General features: G+C 62.5%; 16 protein-coding genes and 1 tRNA gene. 3 read left to right on the top strand and 14 right to left on the bottom strand.

The genetic code is table 11. The features are described 5' to 3' along the window. Positions 1–320: 320 nt before the first annotated feature. The 9 genes from GV035_RS24635 to def all read right to left on the bottom strand — a co-directional run bounded on the left by GV035_RS24635 (position 321) and on the right by def (position 9,093). A tRNA-Phe gene (locus tag GV035_RS24635) sits at positions 321–396 on the bottom strand. Between the two features lie 95 nt (positions 397–491). Next, positions 492–1,208: a response regulator transcription factor EsaR gene (esaR, locus tag GV035_RS24630; RefSeq protein WP_159837558.1), complete on the bottom strand. Its 717-nt coding sequence runs from the start codon at positions 1,206–1,208 to the stop codon at positions 492–494. Further along, positions 1,209–3,635, bottom strand: a complete 2,427-nt coding sequence (locus GV035_RS24625) for a sensor histidine kinase (protein WP_159837556.1) — start codon at positions 3,633–3,635, stop codon at positions 1,209–1,211. A gap of 22 nt (positions 3,636–3,657) precedes the next feature. Beyond that, positions 3,658–4,254 (bottom strand): DUF4390 domain-containing protein, encoded by a 597-nt coding sequence (locus tag GV035_RS24620; RefSeq protein WP_159837554.1) that lies wholly within the window; start codon positions 4,252–4,254, stop codon positions 3,658–3,660. Next, positions 4,251–5,720 carry a 16S rRNA (cytosine(967)-C(5))-methyltransferase RsmB gene (gene rsmB, locus GV035_RS24615; protein ID WP_159837552.1) on the bottom strand — a complete coding sequence of 490 codons (1,470 nt, stop codon included), beginning with the start codon at positions 5,718–5,720 and terminating at the stop codon, positions 4,251–4,253. Before rsmB ends, GV035_RS24620 begins: the two co-directional genes overlap by 4 nt. A 162-nt stretch (positions 5,721–5,882) precedes the next feature. Further along, on the bottom strand, positions 5,883–6,737 hold the full coding sequence (gene htpX, locus GV035_RS24610; protein ID WP_159837550.1) for a zinc metalloprotease HtpX: 855 nt from the start codon (positions 6,735–6,737) through the stop codon (positions 5,883–5,885). A 116-nt stretch (positions 6,738–6,853) separates the two neighbouring features. Then, complete coding sequence (locus tag GV035_RS24605) at positions 6,854–7,501, bottom strand: LysE family translocator (RefSeq protein WP_159837548.1); 648 nt, start codon at positions 7,499–7,501, stop codon at positions 6,854–6,856. Positions 7,502–7,529: 28 nt separating this feature from the next. Then, the gene (fmt, locus tag GV035_RS24600) at positions 7,530–8,537 is read right to left on the bottom strand and encodes a methionyl-tRNA formyltransferase (RefSeq protein ID WP_159837546.1); all 1,008 of its coding nucleotides are present in this window, start codon (positions 8,535–8,537) and stop codon (positions 7,530–7,532) included. Between the two features lie 52 nt (positions 8,538–8,589). Next, positions 8,590–9,093, bottom strand: coding sequence for a peptide deformylase (gene def, locus GV035_RS24595; RefSeq protein ID WP_159837544.1), 504 nt, complete (start codon positions 9,091–9,093; stop codon positions 8,590–8,592). A 198-nt stretch (positions 9,094–9,291) separates the two neighbouring features. Between def and dprA the strand changes: the two genes are divergently transcribed. From dprA to GV035_RS24580, 3 genes are all read left to right on the top strand, one after another. Beyond that, entirely contained in the window at positions 9,292–10,533 is a 1,242-nt protein-coding gene (gene dprA / locus GV035_RS24590) for a DNA-processing protein DprA (RefSeq protein WP_159837542.1), read from the top strand. Between the two features lie 72 nt (positions 10,534–10,605). Next, positions 10,606–10,983 carry a thioredoxin family protein gene (locus GV035_RS24585; protein WP_159837540.1) on the top strand — a complete coding sequence of 126 codons (378 nt, stop codon included), beginning with the start codon at positions 10,606–10,608 and terminating at the stop codon, positions 10,981–10,983. Positions 10,984–11,152: 169 nt separating this feature from the next. Next, positions 11,153–13,813 (top strand): DNA topoisomerase III, encoded by a 2,661-nt coding sequence (locus GV035_RS24580; protein WP_159837538.1) that lies wholly within the window; start codon positions 11,153–11,155, stop codon positions 13,811–13,813. Positions 13,814–14,285: 472 nt separating this feature from the next. Here GV035_RS24580 and GV035_RS24575 read toward each other — a convergent pair whose 3' ends face one another. The 5 genes from GV035_RS24575 to GV035_RS24555 form a co-directional block, all read right to left on the bottom strand. Next, positions 14,286–15,134 carry a hypothetical protein gene (locus GV035_RS24575; protein ID WP_159837536.1) on the bottom strand — a complete coding sequence of 283 codons (849 nt, stop codon included), beginning with the start codon at positions 15,132–15,134 and terminating at the stop codon, positions 14,286–14,288. A gap of 4 nt (positions 15,135–15,138) precedes the next feature. Further along, positions 15,139–19,140, bottom strand: a complete 4,002-nt coding sequence (locus tag GV035_RS24570; protein WP_236572708.1) for a type VI secretion system Vgr family protein — start codon at positions 19,138–19,140, stop codon at positions 15,139–15,141. 5 nt (positions 19,141–19,145) lie between these two features. Continuing rightward, positions 19,146–19,373 (bottom strand): PAAR domain-containing protein, encoded by a 228-nt coding sequence (locus GV035_RS24565; protein ID WP_328699794.1) that lies wholly within the window; start codon positions 19,371–19,373, stop codon positions 19,146–19,148. Between the two features lie 1,083 nt (positions 19,374–20,456). After that, positions 20,457–21,554: a LysR family transcriptional regulator gene (locus GV035_RS24560; RefSeq protein ID WP_159837532.1), complete on the bottom strand. Its 1,098-nt coding sequence runs from the start codon at positions 21,552–21,554 to the stop codon at positions 20,457–20,459. Between the two features lie 233 nt (positions 21,555–21,787). Continuing rightward, on the bottom strand, positions 21,788–23,659 hold the full coding sequence (locus GV035_RS24555; RefSeq protein WP_159837530.1) for a phosphoenolpyruvate carboxykinase (GTP): 1,872 nt from the start codon (positions 23,657–23,659) through the stop codon (positions 21,788–21,790). Between the last annotated feature and the right edge of the window lie 488 nt (positions 23,660–24,147).

The raw sequence follows: 24,147 nt of genomic DNA, 5'->3' as shown, positions 1-24,147 counted from the left end.
GCGAATCCAGTATAGGCCGGCGATGTTTTGTCGGACGCACGCGCCCCTTATGCTTCCGATAGTGCCTCCGATAGCAGCGCGCGGTGATTCGCCGATGCTTTCGGGCTTCGAAGCGCGTCTTTCGGGGCATCGAAAAGAAAAGGACTTGCGGTCCGCGGACGAGGCAAGTCCTTAATTCGACGCGGATTTTATCACGCTGAACGATTGTTCGCCGAACTGCGCGGCCGGGCGCTCGCGGCGCTCGATCGGCATTGCTCAATGACACGGCGCCGCAAATGAAAAAGCCCGAGAGCGAAAACACTCTCGGGCTTCTTGCATTCTGGTGGCCTGGGGCGGAATCGAACCACCGACACGCGGATTTTCAATCCGCTGCTCTACCAACTGAGCTACCGGGCCAACGAAGAAGTGAGACTATATCAGAGCCATGCACGGCGCTCAAGCCTTTCACCGAATTTTTCACGCTTTCGTCCGGTTCGGCTTCAAAGTGCCGTTCAAACTTCGCTCTTGTTCTTTCCGAGATCGACGCCGAGCTGCTTCAGCTTCCGGTACAGGTGCGTGCGCTCCAGCCCCGTCTTTTCCGCGACGCGCGTCATGCTGCCGTTCTCGCGCGCGAGGTGATATTCGAAGTAGGCGCGCTCGAATGCGTCGCGGGCATCGCGCAGCGGGATGTCGAACGAAATCGACGCCGTCTGTCCCGCCGGGCTTTGCCCCGCGCCGCCCGCGCCGGAATCGCCGGACGATGCGTTCAGCGCCGAAACCGTCGGCAGCGCCGCCGCGATCGGCACCCCCGACGAACCCGCGTTGAGCGCAGGCTTGGCCGCCGCCACCGCAGCCGGTGCGGCCGTGCCGTGCGCGAGTCCCTGCTCGACCGCCTTCAAGAGCTTTTGCAGCGCGATGGGCTTCTCGAGGAAGTTGAGCGCGCCGATCTTCGTCGCCTCGACCGCCGTGTCGATGGTCGCGTGCCCCGACATCATGATGACCGGCATTGTGAGCTTGCCCTGCGCGGCCCATTCCTTCAGAAGCGTCACGCCATCGGTATCGGGCATCCAGATGTCGAGCAGAACGAGATCGGGTGTCTGCTGCAAGCGGTAGTCGCGCGCGTGCTGCGCGTTCTCCGCGACGTCCACCACATGCCCCTCGTCGCTCAGGATCTCGGAGAGCAGTTCCCGGATCCCCATTTCATCGTCTACCACCAGGATGGTTGCCATTTAAGCTGCCCTTGTCTGCACTGTTGCTTTTGTCGTTCCATGTTTCGCGGCCGCCGGAGCCGAAGGCGCTGCGCCATCGGCGGCGGTCTCTTCCGCGAGTTGGAGAAACAGAATCGAGATTTGCGCGCCTTCCACCACGTCGCCCGTCTTCGACCGGTTGCGAATGTCGATGCGCGCGCCATGCTCGTCGACGATCTTCTTCACGGTTGCAAGTCCCAGACCCGTGCCCTTTGCCTTCGTGGTCACGTAAGGCTCGAACGCCCGCGACAGAATGCGCGCGGGAAAGCCTGCGCCGTTGTCGGAAACGCTCAGGCGAACCGCGACGCGCGCATGACCCGAGGCATCGGGCTCGCCATATTCTACTGTCCTCGTTTCGAGCAGCACGCGCGGCTCCGGCACGTCGGCGACCGCGTCCTGCGCGTTTTGCAGCAGGTTGTGGATCACCTGGCGAATCTGCGTCGCGTCGCCCCGAATGACGGGCAGCTTCGCGAGGTCCACCTTGATCGGGCTCTTACCTTCTTCGATGCCGTACAGCGCGAGCACTTCGCCGACGAGATCGTTCAGTTGCAGGTTGCCGAGCACCGCGGGCGGCGTGCGCGCGTATTCGCGGAAATCGTCGACCATGTGCTTCATCGCCTGCACCTGATTCACGATGGTCGTCGATGCGCGCTTGAGCACTTCGGCGTCGTGCGGCGCGAGCTTGTCGGCGAGCTTCATTTGCAGACGCTCCGCCGAAAGCTGAATCGGCGTGAGCGGATTCTTGATCTCATGCGCGAGACGCCGAGCGACTTCGCCCCACGCAACCGAACGCTGCGCGGAAATGACGTCGGAGATATCGTCGAAGACGACGACATAGCCGGTGGTTTCGGCGTCTTCCGCGTCGCTTTCAGTGGCGCTCAGCAACTGCGTGCCGCGCACGAGCAGCGTCAACGGATCGTTCTCGCCGGGCACGGTCACGGCGACCTGCTGCTGCCAGTGTCCGCGATCCCCCGTCGGATGCCCGCTGCCGATGGCGGCGGCATCGCGCTCGGCGAATGCTTTCCTGACCATCGCGCCGAATTCCGCGAGCACGTCGATCTGATCGAGCGGATGACCCAGCAACGCGCGGAACGGCTGCCGGAAAATGCGCTCCGCGCCGCGATTCGCGGTAGTCAGCCGGAACTGCCGGTCGAACACGAAAACGCCCGCCGTGAGGTTCGCGAGAATGCTTTCGAGATACGCCTTCGAATGTTCCAGCGCGATGCGGTTGTTCTCGACCGCCGCCCGCGCCTCGGACAACTGGCGCGTCATGGCATTGAACGACTGCGTGAGGAAGCCCAGTTCATCGCGCGAATTGATCTCGCGTTTCGGCGTGTAGTCGCCTTCGGCCACTTCCTTCGTGCCCTGCGCGAGCAGAAAGAGCGGCCGGGCAAGCTGATTGCCGAGCGCGAGCGCGAGCATCATCGCGATGAAGGTGGCGAGGAAGAGCGCGAGCGTCAGCGTGCCGATATACATCTTGCGCAAGCCCGTGCGCCCGAGCCGCTTCTCCTGATACTCGCGGTACGCGCGCTGCACGGCGTCGGCATTGCGCGCGAGTTCCTGGCTCACCGGCTGCTCGATCTGCAAGAAGCGGTCGACGTGCTGGAATTCGGTGGTCGTCGTAGGGTCGGGAATCTTCGTGATGACGCGCAGCCGCAGCGCGCCTTTCGGTCCGGTGGATTTCGGATCGCCGTCGATTTCCCCTTCAATCGCGCCGAACGGATGATCCTGCGCTTCCTTCAGCATGGCGCCGCTCGGCTCGTTCGTGGGCAAGAGCGAATAGTAGTTGCCCGACGCCTGCGCGATGGTCCGCAAGCCGGCCACGCGCTGCAACGGTCCGCCCGCGTTCAGGTCTTCGCGATTGTATTGATCGCGCGGACGCTCGAAGACCACGGCGTCCTGCACACCGAACTGATCGCGCAGACGCAGCAGCGTCAGCGTGAGGCTCGACGGATCGGCGCTCGCGAGTTGATCGCTCATCTGCCGGCCGCGGTTCTTGAAATCGGCAAGCGACGTTTGCAGCATGCCGCGCCCAAGCGTCAGGCCCGAGGTGAGCGCGGTTTCCACGTTCACGTCGAACCACGATTCGATACTTCGGGAGACGAACTGATACGACACCACGTAGATGATCGCGCCCGGCAGCACGCCGACGAGCGCGAAAATCAGCGCGAGCTTGGCGAGCAGCCGCGTGCCGAAGCGCCCCTGCCGCACGCGCGACACGATGATGAGCGTGAGGCTGATCACGATCAGCATGAAGATGAGCGCCACCGCCACGTTCGCCGCGTACAGCCAGCCGTAATAGCGGTCGAAGAACTCGGTGTTCGCGCTCGCGAGCGCGAGCATCACGAGCAGCAGAACCGCCGTGAGCGCGACTGTGGCAACCAGCAACCGGACGACGAAACTCTTCATGTCCGTGCGGCCGCGTCGAAATCTATTTCGCACGTTCCGCCGCCGTAAAAGTGAACCGCTTCCAATCCGAGGACAGGTTCCAGTCGCGGTTGTTGACCGCGTCGATCTGGAACGGCTTGGGCATCAGCGCGATATCCAGCTGCATACGCACCGATGCGGTGTACGTTTCTCCGCCATGCACCTGATTGCGGTCGATCACATGCCACGATGTCACGTGCTTGATGACCGCGAGCGCCTCGGCAAGCGATGCGAAGCGCAATTGCAAGCCGCCCGTCGAGACGCGGTACTCGTTGGTCAGCGGCTGATAAGAGAGGCGAATGCTTTGCGATGCGTTGACCGGCTCTTCGTCGAACCAGTACCAGCGCGGCCGCGAAAGCGTGAAGTCGATGGTGAAGTAGAGCGGCACGCTGCGGTTCACGGCTTCTTCGAGACTGCTGTTGAGATCGAAGTCGAAATGCGCATCGAGGCTCCAGCCGTTGTTGTCTGCCTGCAAGGACGCGCGCTGCACGGAGATGGTTTCCGCGAAGGCGGGCGCAGCCGGCGCGAAACTCAGCCAGAGCGCCAGCGCAGTCCAGATGACGGCCGCGAGCCGAAGCGGAAAAAAGCGTTTGATCGTCACCGTTTCTGAAAGCGCGCGTAGAAGAATCCGTCGTGATCCGCGAAGGTTTCCGCGTTGACGCTCGACGGCGGACCTGCGTTCTCTGCCTCGCCGGGACCGGCGCGTTCGGCATGTGTACCATCCGGTGACTCTTGAACCGCATCCGCGCTTGCGCGCGCCGCTGTCGGCAACAGTTGCCCCGGCGCGTCCAATCGTACCGCATCTTCCTGCGCCGCTCCAAACCAGCGAGCTTGTTCTTCGCCCTCCTCCGGAAAGATGGAGCACGTCACGTAAAGCAGTTCGCCGCCCTTGGCGACGAGCGGCCAGAGCGCCGTGAGGATGCGTCTTTGTTCAGCGACGAGCGCGCCGATGTCCGACGCGCGCCGCAGCCAGCGGATATCCGGATGCCGGCGCACGATGCCCGACGCCGAACACGGCACGTCCGCGAGAATGCGATCGAACGGCGCGCCGTCGAACCACTGTGAAGGGTCGCCCGCGTCGCCCACGCGGATGTCCGCTTGCAGCTCCAGGCGCTCCAGATTCTGCGCGATGCGGCCCGCGCGGGCGGCATCGCTTTCCAGCGCGACGAGTTCGACGTTCGCGAGCTCCAGAATGTGGCCGGTCTTGCCACCGGGCGCGGCGCACGCGTCGAGCACGCGCATGCCGTCGCGCACGTCGAGGCATTGCGCGGCGAGTTGCGCGCCCGCGTCCTGCACGGACACCACGCCGTCCGCGAAGCCGGGAATGCGATCGACGGGCATCGGCGTGTCCAGGCGAACCGCGTGCTGTCCAGCCGCGCGCGCTTCGATGTGTTCGGACTTCAGAACGTCCAGATACGCGCTCACGGTCATGTGCCGTACGTTCACGCGCAACGTGAGCGGCCCCTGCACATTGCCCGCCGCGAGAATGCGCTCCCACGCGTCGGGCTGGGCGCGCCTGACCGCGTCGATCCACCATTGCGGATAGTTCCAGCGCGCGACGGGGCTTTGCATCGCTTCGCCGATGAGCGCGTCGCGTTCGCGCAGGAAGTTGCGCAGCACCGCGTTCACGAGCCCCTTCGCGAAGGCGAACTCGCGCCGCGCGGCGATGGAGCTCACCGCCTGATCGACGATGGTGAACGGCGCATACGCCGCGTGCGCCTCGTCGTCCGCGAGCAGCGCGAACGCGCACACGAGCACGTTGCTCACGTGCGGCGGCGGCGCTTTACGCACGAGCTTGTGCAGGAGCGCATCGGCGAGCGCGAGCTTTCGCATCGTGCGATACGCGATGTCCTGAATCGCGCCGCGCGCCGCCGCATGCTTGCCCGACGCCACGACCGTCTGGATGGCCGCCGGCAACGCCGAGCCGGCTCGCACCGCGCCGACGGCTTGCGCTGCGCCGTCGAGCGCGAACGCGAGCGAATCGGGCGCGAGATGCAGCGCGCTCATGCGGGATGGCGCGTGCGGCTGATGCGCAGCGGCGGGTCGCCGGGAAGGCTTGTCGGTCATGTCGGAGAGGAAGTCTTGCGGCTGGCGCGCGCATGCAAACGACGATTGTAACGTGCGCGGGAAACCAGACTGACGAGCCGGCGCGCCGGACGCTGCATTCAGAAAAAAGGCCGCTCCGGACGTGCCGGAGCGGCCTTGCATTCGACTGCCGATGCGACTGGCTTACATGCGGCCGGTGCGCGCCATCTCCATGAGACGCGCGACGCGCTCTTCGGTGGCCGGGTGCGTCGAGAACAGATGCGCGATGCCGCCACCCGACAGCGGATTCATGATCATCATCTGCGCGGTCGCGGGATGCGCTTCCGCCGCCGGGAACGGCACGCCCGACGCGTACGCGTGGATCTTCTCCAATGCACTCGCGAGCGCCTGCGGATCGCCGGAGATCTGCGCGCCGCCGCGATCCGCTTCGAATTCGCGCGCACGCGAAATCGCCATCTGGATCATCGCGCCCGCGATCGGCGCGAGAATCGCCACGGCGATGCTCGCGATCGGATTCGCCGGACGGCCTTCCTCGTCGCGCCCGCCGAAGAACATCGCGAAGTTCGCGAGCGCGGAGATCGCGCCGGCCATGGTCGCGGAGATGGTCGAAATGAGAATGTCGCGGTGCTTCACGTGCGCCAGTTCGTGCGCCATCACGCCGCGCATTTCGCGCTCGGACAGCACGCGCAGAATGCCGGTCGTCGCCGCGACCGCCGCGTGCTCCGGATTGCGGCCGGTGGCGAACGCGTTCGGCGCGTCTTCGTTGATGAGATAGACGCGCGGCATCGGCAACTGCGCGCGCGTGGCCAGTTCACGCACCATGCGATAGAACTGCGGCGCAGTGGTTTCATCCACTTCCTGCGCGTTGTACATGCGCAGAACCATCTTGTCGGAGAACCAGTACGAGAAGAAATTCATGCCGAGCGCGACGACGAGCGCGAGCATCATGCCCTTCGACCCGCCGATCATGCCGCCGATCACGACGAAAAGGGCCGTGATCGCTGCCATCAGCATCGCGGTTTTGACCCAGTTGAACATATGCGGAACTCCTTCTCCCTAAATACGCTGCGCTTAAGCGCGGTGATCCCGGCCAACGTGACCGAGACGCTCATTGTAAGCAAAATGTTAGATAGGGGCAGCCGCGAAAAATTCAACTATCTGTGCGAAGTCGCCAGTTTGATGCCGAGCCCGACGAACGCGCCGCCCACGCCGCGATCCAGCCACCGCTTGACGCCGGGCTTGCCGGAGAAACGTTGCGTGACGCTGCCCGCGATCCACGCGACGAAGCTGTTCCACACCGTGCTCATCGCGATGAAAACCAGGCCGAGCGTGAGGAACGCGAGCGTCTTGTGCTGGCTGTCGGCGGCGACGAACTGCGGGAAGAACGAAACGAAGAAGAGCACGACCTTCGGGTTGAGGACGTTGGTCACGAAACCCTGCGTGAAAAGCTGGCGCAGCGATTTTGGCGCGCTCTTGGCGCTGGCTTTGGCGGACGCTACGTCATTCGCGGCGTCGGGTTTCGTGAAGATGAGCCGCACGCCGAGATAAATCAGATAGAGCGCGCCCGCGATCTTCACGACGGTGAACGCCGTCGCCGACGCCGCGAGAATCGCCGTCAGTCCGAACGCGCAGGCAAGCGTGTGAACGATGCACCCCGCCGAGATGCCGAGCGCCGAGACAATGCCCGCGCCGCGGCCCTGCGCGACGCTGCGCCCGACGATGTAAGCGGTGTCCGGCCCCGGCGTGACGTTTAGCAGAAAGACGGCGACGAAAAAGAAGGCAAAACCTGTGATGCCGAGCATGGAAACTCCGGGAAAGCGTGGGCGACTTTTATTCTATGCTGCGCGCGTCGTTGTGAACGGCGAAACGTTGCCCCTTCGACAGCGGCGTTCCGGCCAGAAATTCGCGCGCCGCCAGGCGTTTGCCGCCCGGCTTTTGAAGCTGCGTCAGCCTGAGCGCGCCGCTGCCGCACGCGACGACGATTCCTTCCGCCGAGACGTCCACGATGACGCCCGGCTGCTCCGCGCCCGCCGCGCCATGCGCGCTGTCGAGCGGTTGCGCCGACCAGATCTTGATCGCCGTGTCATCGAGCGTGCCGGATGCGCCCGGAAACGGATCGAACGCACGAATTTGTCGCGCGAGTTCCGCAGCCGGGCGGCGCCAGTCGAGCGCCGCCTCGTGCTTCGCGATCTTTTCGGCGTAGGTGGTGCCGTCTTGCGGCTGCGGCGTGGAGGGCAGCGTGCCGTCGCGCTCAAGATCGCGTAGCGCGGCGACGATAAGTGCCGCGCCCATTCGCGCGAGCCGGTCGTGCAGCGTCGCGGTCGTGTCGTCGGGAAGGATGGGCGTGCGCGTCTCGCGGATCATCGCGCCCGTGTCGAGGCCGGCGTCCATCTGCATCAGCGTGATGCCGGTTTCTTCGTCGCCCGCTTCGATCGCGCGATGGATCGGCGCGGCGCCACGCCATCGCGGCAAGAGCGACGCGTGAATATTGATCGCGCCGCGCGGCGGAATATCCAGCACTTCCTGCGGCAGGATCAGCCCGTAAGCCGCGACGACCATCACATCGTGCGGCGTGGCGCGCAGCAGGTCGATGGCGTGCGCCGCTTCCTGCGGGTACTTGCCCGCGCGCCTGAGCGATGCCGGCTGCGCGACCGGGAGGCCGTGTTCGACGGCGAACCGCTTGACGGGGCTCGCGGTCAGTTTCATGCCGCGCCCGGCGGGCCGGTCCGGCTGCGTGAGTACGAGGGGAACGGGAAAGCCCGCCGCATGAATGGCCGCGAGCGCGGCGGCGGCGAATTCAGGCGTACCGGCGAAAACGACACGCAGCGATTGAGTCATCGGGAAAAGCGCCGTCCGGCGCGCCTGCAAAAAACGTGAATCGTACCGCCGGTTACAGCGCCTTTTCGAGCTTTTTCATCTTCCCGCGAATGCGCGTCTGCTTCAGTTGCGACAGATATTCGACGAACACATGGCCGTCCAGATGATCGATTTCGTGCTGGACGCACACGGCGAGCAACCCTTCGCACTCGAGCTCGAACGTCTCGCCCTTTTCGTTCAGCGCCTTGACGCGTACCCGGTCGGGCCGCTCGACGATGTCGTAAATGCCCGGCACCGACAGACAGCCCTCTTCCCAGTCCTTCCTGACCTCGCTTGCCCAGACGATCTCCGGATTGATGAAGACCATCAGTTCGTCGTGCGCATCCGAGACGTCGATGACGATCACGCGCTCGTGCACGTCCACCTGCGTCGCCGCGAGGCCGACGCCGGGCGCGGCGTACATCGTCTCGGCCATGTCGGCGACGAGCTTGCGGATGCCGTCGTCCACCACGGCGACGGGCTTCGCCACCTTGTTGAGCCGCTTGTCCGGGTAGTTGAGTATCTTGAGCAGAGCCATGATTCGAATTATCTACACGCGCCGCGACGCGGTGAAGTCGGCCATTCGGCCAGGTTGCGGGGGCCTTGCGGCTTGCCGAAGATGTGCGGGCGAATCCACGGGATTCAACGCCGCCGGCAAGCGGCAGACAGCGTCGCTACGGACCGGCAGCGCGGCCGGGCGACGGTTCTTTTTTCGTACGGGATCAAAAATCTTAACATGACGATCGACACCCTGCCGACCGACCCGGCACTTGCTGAATCCGCCGCGCCTGCGCCCGAATCCGACGAATTTCGCGCCTGGCTGCGGCTCGCGCACGCGAAGGGTTTGCGCCCGCTCGCGCTGCGCACGCTGCTCGGCACGTTCGGCGGCCCGCTCCACGTGCTGTCGGAGAGTTTCGCCGCGCTCGCCCGCGCCACCGACGAAAGCGCGGCGAAAGCCGTGACCGCGCCGCCGGCGGACATCGAAGGCGTTCCCTTCGATGACTATATTGAATGCGTGCGCGATTGGGCGTCCGCGCCGGGAAACCGGCTGCTCACGCTGGCCGATGCGGAGTATCCGCAGGCGCTCCTGACCATGCCCGATCCGCCGCCCGTGTTGTACGTGAAAGGACGGCTCGACGTGCTGCAGTCGCGGGCCGTCGCCATCGTCGGCAGCCGCAACGCGACCCCGCAAGGCGCGGAAGACGCGCGCCGCTTCGCGCGGGCGCTCTCGGACGCCGGGCTCGCCGTGGTGTCGGGGCTCGCGCTCGGTATCGACGCGGCCGCGCATCGCGGCGCGCTCGACGGCGGCGCCGGGACGATCGCCGTCATCGGCACGGGCGCGGATCTGGTGTATCCGGCGCAGAATCACACGCTCGCGCATGAGATCGCCCGCGACGGCGCAATCCTGTCCGAGTGGCCGCTCGGCACGCCCGCGCGCTCCGCGAACTTCCCGCAGCGCAACAGGCTGATCGCGGGCTTGTCGGGCGGCGTGCTGATCGTCGAAGCCGCGATGCGGTCTGGTTCGCTCATCACCGCGCGGCTCGCCGCCGAAATCGGGCGCGATGTGTTCGCCATTCCGGGGTCGATTCACGCGCCGCTGTCGCAGGGGTGTCACCGGCTCATCAAGCAGGGCGCGAAGCTCGTTGAAACGCCGGAAGATGTGCTGGAGGAGTTCGGCTTCCCGGCCGCTCACGCACCCGCATCCGCTCGACGCGGCAGGCCGCGAGCGCCGAGCGCGTCGTGGGCGGCCGCCCGTCTGCCGGCCGACGCGCCGACCGACGCACCGATCAACGCAGCCACCGACGACGCCGAGCGTGTGCTCGCCGCGCTCGGTCACGCGCCCGCGACGCTTGAAATTCTCGCCGAGCGCACCGATCTCGACGGCGCGGCGCTTCAGGGCGCGCTGCTCCAGCTCGAACTCGCGGGGCTGGCAGCGGCACTGCCCGGCGGCCGATACGGGGCCCTCGAACGCTCCTGAGTCCGCCTCGTGCTACATTCGCGGAAAATCGGGCTGCGAAGCTCTGCCATAAGAAAGGATCCTGCAACCGCCATGTCCGCGTTCAACCTCGACACCGACGCCGAACAAATCGCCGAACGGCTCGCCGTGCCGGGCACGTTGTTCGTCGCGTGCCTGTGCGCGGAATGGTGCGGGACGTGCCGTGAGTATCGCGAAGGCTTCAATAAGCTGGCCGACGCGCATCCGGAAATCTGCTTCGCCTGGATCGACATCGAGAACCAGGCGGACCGCTTTGATGACCTGGACGTGGAGAACTTCCCGACCATCCTGATCGAGGATTCCGTCACGACCCGATTTTTCGGCACGGTGCTGCCGCAGGTTTCCATTGTCGAGCGGATGCTCACCGATCTCACGGCCTTACCCGACATGACCGGCGCGCCCAAGCTGCGCCCGGCGCTTGCTATCGCGTAGACAAAACGGGCCGGCGCCACCCGATTGCGGCTTCCGAAACGCACTCGGGCGCCGGTTCGCCGGGCGTCGTTATCGAAACCGCGACGCGCACGGCGCAAACCGTGTGCTATAAAGCGGTCGTTAAAGCGGTCCAAACGGGGCCGCTGCCAGTCCCCAACCATATTGAGTCATGTCCAAAGCCCTGATCATCGCTGAGAAGCCTTCCGTCGCGAACGACATCGCGCGCGCGCTGGGCGGCTTCACCAAGCATGACGAGTACTACGAGAGCGACGAGTACGTGCTCTCGTCCGCCGTCGGCCACCTGCTCGAGATCGCCGCGCCCGAGGAATACGACGTCAAGCGCGGCAAGTGGAGCTTCGCGAATCTGCCGGTGATTCCGCCGCATTTCGATCTGAATCCCATCGCGAAAAGCGAATCGCGGCTGAAGGTGCTGACCAGGCTCTTGAAACGCAAGGACATCGACCGGCTCATCAACGCATGCGACGCGGGGCGCGAAGGCGAGCTGATTTTCCGCCTGATCGCGCAGCACGCCAAAGCGAAACAGCCTGTCCAGCGGCTATGGCTTCAGTCGATGACGCCCGCCGCTATCCGCGAAGGCTTCGCGAATCTGCGCAGCGACGCCGACATGCAGCCGCTCGCGGACGCCGCGCGTTGCCGTTCCGAGGCGGATTGGCTCGTCGGCATCAACGGCACGCGGGCGATGACCGCTTTCAATAGCAAGGGCGGCGGTTTTTTCCTGACCACCGTTGGCCGCGTTCAGACGCCAACGTTGTCGATCGTCGTCGAACGCGAAGAGAAAATCCGCCGGTTCGTGCCGCGTGATTACTGGGAAGTGCGCGCCGAGTTCATTGCGGCGAAGGGTCTCTACGAAGGCCGCTGGTTCGATCCGAAATTCAAGCGCGTCGAGAACGATCCGGAGCAGCGCGACTCGCGTCTGTGGAGTCTCGCGGCGGCGGAATCGGTCGTTGCGGCCTGTCGGGGCAAGACCGGCACGGTGACGGAAGAATCGAAGCCGTCCACGCAAATGTCGCCGCTCCTGTTCGACCTGACGAGCCTTCAGCGCGAAGCCAACAGCCGCTTCGGTTTTTCGGCGAAGAACACGCTCGGACTCGCCCAGGCGCTGTATGAAAAGCACAAAGTCCTGACTTACCCGCGTACCGATGCGCGCGCGCTGCCGGAAGACTATCTCGGCACGGTCAAGGAAACGCTCACCATGCTCAAGGAGAGCAACAATTACTTGCCGTTTGCCAAACAGGTACTCGACAAGGGCTGGGTGAAGCCGAACAAACGCATCTTCGACAACTCGAAGATCAGCGATCACTTCGCCATCATTCCGACGCTGCAAGCGCCGAAATCGCTGTCGGAGCCCGAGCAAAAGCTGTATGACCTCGTCGTGAAGCGGTTCCTGTCGGTGTTCTTCCCGGCGGCGGAATATCTCGTCACCACGCGGATCACCGAAGTCTCGGGGCACCACTTCAAGACCGAGGGCAAGGTGCTCGTCGAGCCGGGCTGGTTGCAGGTCTACGGCCGCGAAGCAGCGGGCGAGGAAGGCAATCTCGTGCCGGTGCAGAAGGGCGAAAAGGTCGATGTCGAAAAGGTCGAGGCGCATGGGCTCGTGACCAAGCCGCCTGCGCGCTATAACGAGGCGTCGCTGCTGTCGGCGATGGAAGGCGCGGGCAAGCTGGTCGAAGACGAAGAACTGCGCGAGGCCATGGCCGCGAAGGGTCTCGGAACGCCGGCCACGCGCGCGGCCATCATCGAAGGGCTGCTCGGCGAGAAATACATGGTGCGCGAGGGACGCGAGCTGATTCCGACCGCGAAGGCGTTCCAGTTGATGACGCTCTTGCGCGGGCTCGGCGTCGAGGAACTGACCGCGCCCGAGCTGACCGGCGAGTGGGAGCACAAGCTTTCGCAGATGGAGCGCGGCAATCTGCATCGCGATGCATTCATGCAGGAAATCGCGCGCATGACGCAGACCATCGTGAAGCGCGCGAAGGAATACGACTCCGACACGATTCCCGGCGACTACGCGACGCTCGAGACGCCGTGCCCGAATTGCGGCGCGCAGGTGAAGGAAAACTACCGGCGCTTTGCGTGCACGAAGTGCGAATTCTCCATCTCGAAGATTCCGGGCGGGCGTCAGTTCGAGATTCCGGAAGTCGAGGAATTGCTGCGCGAAAAGACTATCGGTCCGCTGTCGGGTTTCCGGAGCAAGATGGGTCGTCCGTTTTCGGCCATTCTGAAGCTCGCATTCGACGACGAGATCAAGAACTTCAAGCTCGAATTCGACTTCGGTCAGGACAGCGGCGGCGAGGACGGCGAACCGCCCGATTTCTCGGAGCAAACGCCGGTCGGCGCGTGCCCGAAGTGCCAGTCGCGCGTGTTCGAGCACGGCATGAGCTTCGTGTGCGAGAACTCCGTCGCGAATCCGAAGACATGCGATTTCCGCTCGGGCAAAGTCATCTTGCAGCAAGAGATTGCGCGCGAGCAGATGGAAAAGCTGCTGAACGAAGGCCGCACCGACTTGCTGACGAACTTCAAGTCGTCGCGTACCGGGCGCAATTTCAAGGCGTACCTCGTCAAGCAACCGGATGGCAAGATCGGCTTCGAATTCGAGAAGAAGGAGCCCAAGCCGGGCGCCAAGACAGCGGCGGCGAAGCGCGGCGCGGCTGCCGACGCGCAAACCGACAGCGCGGACGACGGCGATAGCGATGTCGCCGTAGCCGCCAAGACGACGCGGGCAAAAGCAGCGACCAAGACGGTCGCCGCCAAGAAGGCCCCAGCGAAGAAAGCGGCGGCGAAGAAGACGGCGGCGCGCAAGGCGAGTTGATCGCCACGCCGCTCGTAAAAAGAGAAAGCCCGCGAAGTGATTCACACTGCACTCCACGTCGGTGGGCACCGTCCAACGACGTGGGGCGTTTTTTAACGACGCCTCGGTGTCGTTATTCGCGGCTCCATCGCATCGTCTTGAACAACGACACTGACGTCCATCTGGCTGGCTGCGGCGCTGTGCCTGAACGGCGGGGGCATTACTCGTTGCTGCGGCAGAGTTCGTCTTGCTACCCGGATTGCACCAGGTCATGGCTCCACTGCATGTCTACATCCATCAACTTCTCACTGATCAAAAGCACCAAGCGCGACACGTCACTGGCATCGCTTCCTAGTCAGCGATGCGCATAGAAGAGCGCCGCTTGCCCAGACTTGCATTCGCCGGTCTAGGATGGCGCGCTTTTTGGACTTTCGCATTGAACGAGACGGATGAAACATGACGAAGCGTACTGGCGACGGCGCCCGTTGTGCTCCTATTGCGATGTTTCGTCGTGGTATGGGCTATGCCACATCCATTGGGCATCGACAAATCGCGCGCCGTTCGGCGCGGAACTGTTCGGCCCGAAGCCCGCTTGCGGGAACAACATGTTCTGCCGGATCACCTGCTTGTCAATCTGTCCTTCTGCCGCCCATCCTTCCCACCATCCCGTCTCTGGACACAGCATGCCGGTGCGCAGGTTCATGTAGCCGTATTGTTTGCGCTTATTGAAGTTGCGTTCATTGAGCTCTTCCGGTGTCAGATAGTCCCGCCATATCTCAATAGACCGGAGGTAGGTGGTGTTATCAAGATTCGATTGTCCCGGTTCATCCGGATTCGCCCGGTACACTAAAGTCGCTCGAACATCAAAGGGCGAGTCATCGGGCAAGGGTAGACGCAGATTCAGACGCAGCCTGTCCGGATCTTGAGTGCTAAGAATCGGCCGTGCCTCGTAAGCCAGTGCCTCCTTGCGCACGCCGTCAATCAATTCTCCGGCGCGGACACGGTGAAGACCAAGGCGATGCTCTACCACTTCGCGGGGAATACTCACGGATTTCCAGGAAACCGGTTCGACCTTGAACCGCCGGCTAACGCCATCTACAGAAGGTTTCTTATCCTTATCAATGTCGAACACGGCACCAAAAATGCCGTCTTGTCTGTAAAAGTAAGTCGTGCTTTCACCTATGCGGCTAAAAGAAAGCGTGCCAAGTTGCTGCTGCACCTGTTCAATCGTCAGCTTTCCGGCCACCCAATCGGTGCCGATCGTCGCGACTTTCAGAAAGGTAGAAACTTGCTCAGTCGATAATGGTGTTTGAGGGGGCTGCTTGACATGCTCGACTACCATTGGCTTAGCCTCCTTTGGCGATTCGGGAATCCGAAACGGCAGTGCTTGCAGCGTTGTCGTCGTCGGTAGGCTTAAGGCGGCGACCGTTATAAGCGGCTGCGTACTGACGGCTGCACTGATCAACCAGCAAACCATCCGGCGCGTGAGCGTCGGTCCAATACGATCCGGCAATCTCGCCGCAGTAGAAAGCGTCGTCTTCCCACGGTTTCGCGTAGTACCCCATGGAACTTTTGTCTTGAGCCAGGTCATCGACGTCCACTGCCGTGTTATCCGGGCCTGCGTGGATGAGCAGTTCCTTTGCCTGTTTTGTTGCAAGTTCATATTCCTTCTGAAGAGATCTCGCATCATTGGCGTAGCTTGGATAGAAGTTTGCTTTCTGGAACCGATAGAGATGCCACGCATACATTCCAACTGCCATCTGTTTGATAGTCAGTAGGTTGGATTCGTCATTAGGCAATTGTTGATTCGCTGCAAGAGCAGCTACGCGGGCTACGGTCGAGTTATCTGCGTTGAAAGACTTCGGCCACTGCGCAATGTTGGGTGTGTCCTCGAAGTCTGCGGCACGCTGCTGCACCATCGCAAAAATCCAGAAGTGTTGCTGGCAATGTCGCGTCTCGTGATAAAGGGTATCAACGAACTCCTTGAGCGCTCGACGGGCGTACCCTTCTCGTTCTGGCTGTGTACGCAGTGTGCACGGTTCGTACAGAGAGCCAAACGTCTGGCTATTGATCGTCAGATTCCACTGCTGGGGATCGAAAGTCCCCTTAGCGTCTCCGCCGAGTGCATCGTTGGTCACGAGAACCGCAGGCGTTGCGCCTTCGGGAAGCGCAAAGGTACCGGCCTGCGAAGCCTTCAGCGTCTCGACCACAACCGGACGGATGACTTTGGCTAGGCGCTCCAAATCATCAGGTTGCAATTCGGCAGTCTTTCCCACCATTGACGGTGTCAAGGCAATCTCGGCTTTGCTTTTGCCGAAGTAGTTCTCTCCCCACTGAACTTTCTCAAGAAGCACATCTGCGATACTCTCCGCGTACAACGTCGCCACTGGAAACGCCAGTCGCCTGGGATCTTTCGGATCTCTGGTGCTGTATCGCATACCCCAGTTATACGACTGACACACAGCGAAATAGATACTGTGGCCCGTGCTCGACGTTCCGCTTTCCTGTGACTCCAGTTCGCGACCGTTGAGTTTCGTTTTGATGGATCTCTTCTGAGTCGCAACATTGGACATAGGCGCATCCACGGATTGACTTAGCATTGCCGTCAAAATTGACGACGGATTTTCCGTACCGTCGTTGTGCAGTATTTCCACAAGGGCTGGCTGTATCGACTCTGCAAGAACCAAGGCTGTCGCACCTCTATCGCTCGATCTGCCATTGATCACCTGGCCATCGTCCAGCGTAATGCGATACGGCTGGTTGGGAATGCCAAGACCGGAGATGGGGTCGACCAGCACAAAAGGCTCTGCGATCATCGCGTCTGCGATGTTCGTTAGCGGCATCTTCACCGGCTTGTCTTTCGGAGCATCGGTCCCATGAGCGGCAGCGTGGACATGGAACTGCCCTTTGGTGAATCCGACAAGCCCGGCAGGCGTAATTTCCAGCATCGTACCGCCGCCGTTCAGTCGAATACCCTTCGCGCTGGTGAGATTGATCCAGCCATCCGCACTTACGATGTCCGCGTCCTTGCAGGCGACAATTTGTACACTGTCGCGCTGGGCTTGCAGCCGTATCTTTCCCGCCGCAGCGACAAGCCGGATTCCAGCCTGCTGCACAAACAGCGCTAACGTGTTGACCACGCTCGCGAAAATCGATCCGGCCGCCGCGACACTGACATTGCGTCCGCTCGTTACTGCGAAGTCTTGATTGCTTGCAATATGTGTGCTGCCTGCCGTGGTGGTCTCAATCCCGGCAGGACTGGCGAGCGTGAGATGAGGGGCAGCAAACTCAGGATAGCCACCGCTGTGCGGACTTCCCTTGCCCGTGCCACGAATCGCATCGTTGGCCGACTTGATCGCGCGCGTAGTATCGTTTTGGTTGTGCGTGGCGTCCTGCGCACCGTGCCATTGCGCCGACTCCGACAGGCTCTCATGAAGGTCGCGCGCCTGCGTCAGCCGTGCAATCGTCTCACCCATGTCCAGCGCGTGGCTTTGAGCGTTCGGCCGGGCTTCTGTCGTGATCAGCAGCCCGTTGGCGGCCCGCGCGACGCCGTGCCCGTCCGTGCGCAACTCGAACCCTTCGCCGCGCGCCTCCCGCCTTCCCTGATTGCCATCGATGCGCGTGTTGAATCCTAGCGTCAAGCTGGATTTTGCATGATCGCTCGCAAGCTGCGCCTGCATCTGACCATAGGTATCGTCCAGCACGACGTGGTTTGATGCCATGCTGTCGCCCAGGCTCTGACTGCGGATTCCAATTAACGCGTCATTGCGGGGAAGCTCCCACGGCGGCATGTTCCAGCGGTCAACGACGAACCCAGATACATACGGCCTGTCGGGATCACCGTGGACGTGAGAGACAATCACCATCTGTCCGGCACGTCCGGGCGCGACCACGCCCATCTGGCCGCCCTGCCATTGCGAGGCGACGCGCACCCATATCGATGTTGCACCGTCGTAACGCGCTTCGCGATCCCAGTCGTACTGAATAAGGACGCGATTCTTATCATCGATCCACGTCTCATAGTGCTGGCTCGGATGATGTTCGGGCGTGACAATCACCGCGTATTCATCATCGACGCGGGGGCGTGGCGTGACTTGGGGGAGCCGGTAATACTCTGTATCCGGCTGCAACTCGAACGTGGTGTTGACTGCGTACTGGCGCCATGAACCCGAAGACGTGCCGACTTCAGTCATCTCGAGTTCGCACATCAGCACCACATAATCACGATTGGCCTTCGCCTGCGGATAGCCTGCCAGCGTGAACGTACGGCCCGGCTGGAGTCCGCGCAAATGCCCCTTGCCATGTGCCCGCAGCCCCATGCAGCGCGCGGCCTGAAGTATCACGCGCGCAAGGTGTTGACCTTCTTCGCGCGCATCGTTGGCCCGACTATTGTTGGCTTCGGGCTGAGCGAATTCGGCGGGCGCGTAGATCTCAATGCCGCGTTTGGCCGTACCGTTGGTGTCCTCGTAGGTCTCGCGCAACCCCGCGTTGCTCTTTCTGAGACGCGGCTGCATATAATCATGGTCGTTGACGGTCGCCCTGCCCGCGGTCAAGGTGTAGGTCAACGACAGTTCGCTGATGTGTTCCTCATCGATTCGCCCCCCCGTGTGATATCGCAGCGTTTCATAAGCGACGCCATGAGGATGAAATCCGCCCAGCGTGTCCGAAATGACGAGTGTGTGACCCTGCTTGTCATGTTCGAACCAAAAGAACAAGCCCCATTCTTCCATCAGCCGAAGCGCCAGATTCCAGTCCGACTCCCATGCTTGCCGGATGAAATCACGCGGTGGGTAATGCTTCTTACCTCCCGTCGGGCCAGCGATCCGCCAGTCGATGACGCCGTATCTGCCCAGCAGCTTCTGGATCACATCCGTTACGTCGCCGCTGAGAATGCGTGAGCCCTTGTTCTGCGTTGCCGTCCATGTCGAAGGTCGCAGCACGAACTCGTAGACTGCGTCGCGGTCCTCCGTACAGATAATCCTTGCCGAGACGATACGTCCGCTGATGTAGCGTATATCGGCGCCGACGTTGGCGGAACCCGAAGCACCTTGCTGACCGGCGCGAAACGTACCGATTCCGGTTACCTCAATCGCGATCGTTCCGTTCGTGCCGACGATTTTTTCTAGATCGATTTGAGCCGCATCGGTCGGCTTCAGCAGGAAGTCGGGACGCTCGACCTGAGCGAGCACAGAGTATTCGAACAACTCGCCGACCGCTTCCCGTCCCCGAATGCTTCGCACGTTGAGCATGGGTTCGCAAAGTTGTTGTGCGCCGTATTTCCGACCGACGATTTCCGGCAGTGCCGAACTTCTGAAAGTGATGGTGTGAGTTTCGACAGACCATGCCATGCGCGTCAGGCTCCGATGATCGTCGCCGAGCACGCGGTCTTATCGCCGATCAGTGCGGCCTTGAAGCCATTATGCGTGCGTGTTCCGGTGGCGATGATGGGATATGTTCCGCCGCACTTCGAGCAATTCGTCAGATGCGCGTCGAGCGCCGTAGCGATGCTCATGTGCTGAAGCTCCCGAACGGTCTGAACGACTCTTCCACCGTGATCCGTTGCGTCGCCAAGGCGTGCCATGTCTCGGCCTGTTCTATCTTGCATCGTTCATTTTTCCCTATTCTAACGACCTGATACCGCGCCAGAAGGCTACGCCAAGACGGAGCACCACCGCCACGGCAGGCACAAAATGTCACCGTTCTATGATTCGGAGGTCGCGGACCGTCATATGCCATGGCTTCTCGGCGCGTGGTTGCGGCGAACACAGCCTGTTTGCAGATCCAAATGCGACGCTCGCTCAAGGCGGTGCAGCGTGAAGAGGCCGCGCGCCGTCCTAAACTACCGGCGCACGGTGCTTTGTCTCGTCTACGGGCGGGACGCGGCAGGGAACGAGCAAGGATTGCCGGTAATGGTTGTGTGCCCGGCCTGTCAGCCTGTCGCTGTTCCCGCCCGCCCTTTGCGTGGAAGCGAGGGTCGCGGTTTCTGACCTCGCGGAGCGAGAACGTGCCGAACAAGGGTTTGCAATAGTGGAGACGGTCAACGACGGCCGGCGCTCGTCAAACTTTGCAGGGCCTTTCGCGGGACTGTAGGACGCATTGCGCCGAACGCATTTACAAAGACAGTTCGATGCCGACGCACCAAACCAAAAGTGGGTCACCGATAGTACTGAACTCTCGGGTGGGCGAGCAAAAGCTCTGTCTGTCGCCGGTTCTCGATCTGGATAACGGCGAGATCACCGCTTATGAAACGAACACGCCTCCGGCGTTTGCGATGGTCGCAAGGGTGATCGAAGGCGTTCAGCCGGTTGGGCGCGGACGATCGTCCCGAAGTTCACTCAGATGAAGGCTGGCACTTCCAAATGAACACCTAGCAGGCGCTGCTCTCACAACGCGCCTTGACGCAAAGCATGTCGCGTACGGGCAAGCGCCACGATAACGTCGCCAAGGTTTCCTTTACCCGAACCGCTTCGAGCGCATCGAAGCCCTCCAGAGCGGCAACAGACGCTACACCCACTATTGAATTCACCACCGCATCAAGCTGAAGCTAAAGGGCTGAGCCCTGTGATGTACAGAACTCAGCCCGCGTAGTATTGCCCCAACTGTCGAACTCTTTGCGTGCAGTTCAGAGTGATTCGCGGGCTCTTTCATCCGAAGCGCCCAGTCGCTAAAACGGCGACGCTGCCGGCACGCGCCCCCGCGTTCGCGACGGCTTCGCGAGCTTCGGGCCGAGTTCGCCGTCCATCGAACGGGAACGCGGCGCGGGCGGCGGCGCTTTCGCTTCATCGGCGTGAGCGTACTGCGGCTGCGCGTTGCCCGCGCCCGCCGGCTTGCCCATGCCATCGCGAATCCACTGCTCGCCGAGTTGGTGATTCGGCGTCTGACTGAAGTGCTCGACGAGATGGTCGATGAACGTTCGCACCTTCGCCGGCAAGTGCCGCCGGCTCGGATACGCGACGTTGATTTCGACCTGCGGCAACTGATAATCGCCGAGCAGCCGCACGAGCTGATTGCGGTTCATGTCGTTGCCGATCAGATAGCTCGGCAAAATGGCGATGCCCATGCCGAGCAGCGCGAACTGCCGCAGCATTTCCGTATTGTTCGCGATGATCACGTTCTGCGGGCGCACGCGCACTTCGCCGTCGGGGCCCGTGAACACGCGCTCGTCGCCCCAGTATTCGGACGGCAGGCTCAGGCACGGATGCTCCAGCAGATGCTCGGGACGCGTCGGCGTGCCGTGCTTTTCGAGGTAATCCGGCGTCGCGCAGACGGTCATGCAGCCCGTGGTCAGGCGTCGCGTCACGACGCTCGCGCTCTTCACCTGCCGCGCGATAACGATGCCGACATCGAATCCTTCCTCCACCAGATCGACCTGACGGTCCACCAGCGTCACATCGGGCACGACTTTCGGATAACGCTGCGCGTACGTCTGAAGCACGGGTGCGAGGTTATGCAGGCCGAACACAACGGGCGCGACAATGCGCAACGAACCGAGCGGCTCGTGATTGCGCGCCACCACCATCTGCTCGACGTCTTCGAGTTCATCGAGGATCTGGCGCGCACGCTCCAGATAGACCTGACCGGATTCCGTGAGCGAAAGGCTGCGCGTCGTGCGGTTGAGCAGTCGCGTGCCGAGACGACTTTCGAGATCGGCGACGTGGCGCGTCGCCACCGCGTTCGAGATGTCCATCGCGCTCGCGGCCCGGGCAAAACTGCCCAGATCGGCCACGCGGACAAACACCTTCATCGACTGCAAATGATCCATGGGACAACTCCTGCCGCCACGCGGCTATAAATTCTGCTGCAAGGCAATTCAGAATTATCCTAGGACATGAAGAATCGTGCAGAAGTTGCGGCTCGGCTGTCGTTTTTGGGAAAAAATCGTTGAGGAAGCGCGTTCGGCGGAGAAAGATGACCGTTCGGTCATCTTTCGCATATAGGAGCGGCGCACGATGCGCCCGGCAATGTCAGCCGCCGGGCGATGTCACGCCGAAAGCATCAGGCAGCGAGACGCTTTTCCATGTCCGCCTTGGCTTCCGGCAACGCTTCCGGCAGTCCTTGTTGGAGCTTCGCGAACAACTCTTCGTGCAGCGTGAGTTCGTCGCGCCAGGCGGTGTCGTTCACCGAGATCACCTGCTGGAACTGCTCGCGCGTGAAATCGAGCCCGCCCCAGTCGATGTCTTCATAGCGCGGCGAGATGCCGAACGCGTGTTCCTCGCCGCTCGCCGTGCCCTCGATGCGTCCGACCATCCAGTCCAGCACGCGCATGTTCTCGCCGAAGCCCGGCCAGACGAACTTGCCGTCCTCGCCCTTGCGGAACCAGTTGACGCAGAAGAACTTCGGCGGCTTCGCGTTCTGCGCCTGCAGGCGCTCGCCCATCTTCAGCCAGTGGCCGAAGTAGTCGCTCATGTTGTAGCCGCAGAACGGCAGCATCGCGAACGGATCGCGGCGCACGACGCCCTGCTGGCCCGCGGCGGCAGCCGTGGTCTCGGAGCCCATGGTCGCCGCCATGTAGACGCCTTCCTTCCAGTCGCGCGCTTCGGTCACGAGCGGCACCGTGTTCGAGCGCCGTCCGCCGAAGATGAACGCGTCGATCGGCACGCCCGCCGGGTTCTCCCAGTCCGGGTCGATGGACGGACACTGCGACGCGGGCGCGGTGAAGCGCGCGTTCGGATGCGCGGCCTTCGCGCCGGTTTCCTTCGCGATCGCAGGCGTCCAGTCGCGGCCCTGCCAGTCGATCAGATGCGCGGGCGGCGTGTCGGTCATGCCTTCCCACCAGACGTCGCCGTCGTCGGTCAGTGCAACGTTCGTGAAGATCACGTTCTCCTTGAGCGTCGCCATCGCGTTGAAGTTGGTCTTTTCGCTTGTGCCCGGCGCGACGCCGAAATAGCCGGCTTCCGGGTTGATCGCGTAGAGACGCCCGTCGCGGCCCGGCTTGATCCATGCGATGTCGTCGCCGATGGTCGTCACCTTCCAGCCGTTCATATCGCTCGGCGGAATGAGCATCGCGAAATTGGTCTTGCCGCACGCGGACGGGAACGCCGCCGCGACGTGGTACTTGCGCCCTTGCGGCGAGGTCACGCCGAGAATCAGCATGTGCTCGGCGAGCCAGCCCTCGTCGCGGCCCATGGTCGATGCAATGCGCAGCGCGAAGCACTTCTTGCCGAGCAGCGCGTTGCCGCCGTAGCCCGAGCCGAAGCTCCAGATTTCGCGCGCTTCCGGAAAATGCACGATGTACTTCGTGTCGTTGCACGGCCACGGCACGTCCTTGCGGCCGTCGGCGAGCGGCGCGCCCACCGAATGCACGCACGGCACGAACTCGCCGTCCGTGCCGAGCACGTCGTACACCTCGCGTCCCATGCGCGTCATGATCCGCATGTTCGTCGCGACGTACGGACTATCCGACAGCTCCACGCCGATATGCGCGATGGGCGAGCCGAGCGGGCCCATCGAGAACGGCACGACGTACATCGTGCGCCCGCGCATGGCGCCGTCGAAGAGGCCGTCGAGCGTCGAGCGCATTTCCTGCGGTTCGATCCAGTTGTTCGTCGGTCCGGCGTCTTCGCGACGCTGCGAGCAGATGAAGGTGCGATCTTCGACGCGCGCCACGTCCGACGGGTCCGAGCACGCGAGATACGAATTGGGGCGTTTTTCGGGATTGAGCTTCGTCATGGTGCCGGCGGCGACCATCTGTTCGCAGAGCCGGTCGTATTCGGCTTGCGAGCCGTCGCACCAGACGATGCGTTCCGGCTTGGTGAGCGCCGCGATGCGTTGAACCCATTCGATCAGTCTTCGGTGCCGGACGTAGGCCGGCGCTTCGATGTCGACGGCGTTGTTATTGTTCTTTTCGACTACTGCAGGCTGGTTCATCGAGCTGTCTCCGTTCTTCTGCAATGAAAAAACCGTGCGCCCGGACGCTGCGTGCGAGAGGCGTTATCGACCGGGACCGCCGGCTCGTCGCGCGGGTCTGTTCACGCGAATGCGGTCGACCGGCCGAGTGCGGCGTCCTCGGGGCGTGACTCTTGCTGACCTTCACGGCGCTTCTGCCGTCGCTTGCGCCGCAAAGGAACAAACTGTTAAAAAGAGATACTAAGCGGCCTGTCCCCTTGCTGATTACCGTGTTTTCCGCAATGGGCGCCGCGATTTTCATTTCTCGGCGCGGACCTTTATCCGCCGCGGTAAAGGGGAATCAAGCATAACACCGCACGGCAGCGAGACGTTGACGCTGCGCATAAAGCACAGGTTTCGGCGGAATAGCGCGGATTTATCGGTAGTTACCCGAACTTAATCCGCACGCCATTCAACGTCGATTAGATAAAGCAGCAGGTTTGATGCCCAACAAAACGCAATCACACTCC

It is taken from the genome of Burkholderia sp. 8Y, from assembly GCF_902506145.1.
GTDB lineage: Bacteria > Pseudomonadota > Gammaproteobacteria > Burkholderiales > Burkholderiaceae > Caballeronia.
Note: the sequence above shows the minus strand (reverse complement) of the source record. Positions and strands in the feature narration are given on the sequence as shown.

What these genes read in the sequence shown, in the direction of transcription:
- esaR (WP_159837558.1), bottom strand. Translation starts at nt 1,208, where the DNA reads ATGGCAACCATCCTGGTGGTAGACGATGAAATGGGGATCCGGGAACTG.
- GV035_RS24625 (WP_159837556.1), bottom strand. Translation starts at nt 3,635, where the DNA reads ATGAAGAGTTTCGTCGTCCGGTTGCTGGTTGCCACAGTCGCGCTCACG.
- rsmB (WP_159837552.1), bottom strand. Translation starts at nt 5,720, where the DNA reads ATGACCGACAAGCCTTCCCGGCGACCCGCCGCTGCGCATCAGCCGCAC.
- htpX (WP_159837550.1), bottom strand. Translation starts at nt 6,737, where the DNA reads ATGTTCAACTGGGTCAAAACCGCGATGCTGATGGCAGCGATCACGGCC.
- GV035_RS24605 (WP_159837548.1), bottom strand. Translation starts at nt 7,501, where the DNA reads ATGCTCGGCATCACAGGTTTTGCCTTCTTTTTCGTCGCCGTCTTTCTG.
- fmt (WP_159837546.1), bottom strand. Translation starts at nt 8,537, where the DNA reads ATGACTCAATCGCTGCGTGTCGTTTTCGCCGGTACGCCTGAATTCGCC.
- def (WP_159837544.1), bottom strand. Translation starts at nt 9,093, where the DNA reads ATGGCTCTGCTCAAGATACTCAACTACCCGGACAAGCGGCTCAACAAG.
- dprA (WP_159837542.1), top strand. Translation starts at nt 9,292, where the DNA reads ATGACGATCGACACCCTGCCGACCGACCCGGCACTTGCTGAATCCGCC.
- GV035_RS24585 (WP_159837540.1), top strand. Translation starts at nt 10,606, where the DNA reads ATGTCCGCGTTCAACCTCGACACCGACGCCGAACAAATCGCCGAACGG.
- GV035_RS24580 (WP_159837538.1), top strand. Translation starts at nt 11,153, where the DNA reads ATGTCCAAAGCCCTGATCATCGCTGAGAAGCCTTCCGTCGCGAACGAC.
- GV035_RS24575 (WP_159837536.1), bottom strand. Translation starts at nt 15,134, where the DNA reads ATGGTAGTCGAGCATGTCAAGCAGCCCCCTCAAACACCATTATCGACT.
- GV035_RS24570 (WP_236572708.1), bottom strand. Translation starts at nt 19,140, where the DNA reads ATGGCATGGTCTGTCGAAACTCACACCATCACTTTCAGAAGTTCGGCA.
- GV035_RS24565 (WP_328699794.1), bottom strand. Translation starts at nt 19,373, where the DNA reads ATGGCACGCCTTGGCGACGCAACGGATCACGGTGGAAGAGTCGTTCAG.
- GV035_RS24560 (WP_159837532.1), bottom strand. Translation starts at nt 21,554, where the DNA reads ATGGATCATTTGCAGTCGATGAAGGTGTTTGTCCGCGTGGCCGATCTG.
- GV035_RS24555 (WP_159837530.1), bottom strand. Translation starts at nt 23,659, where the DNA reads ATGAACCAGCCTGCAGTAGTCGAAAAGAACAATAACAACGCCGTCGAC.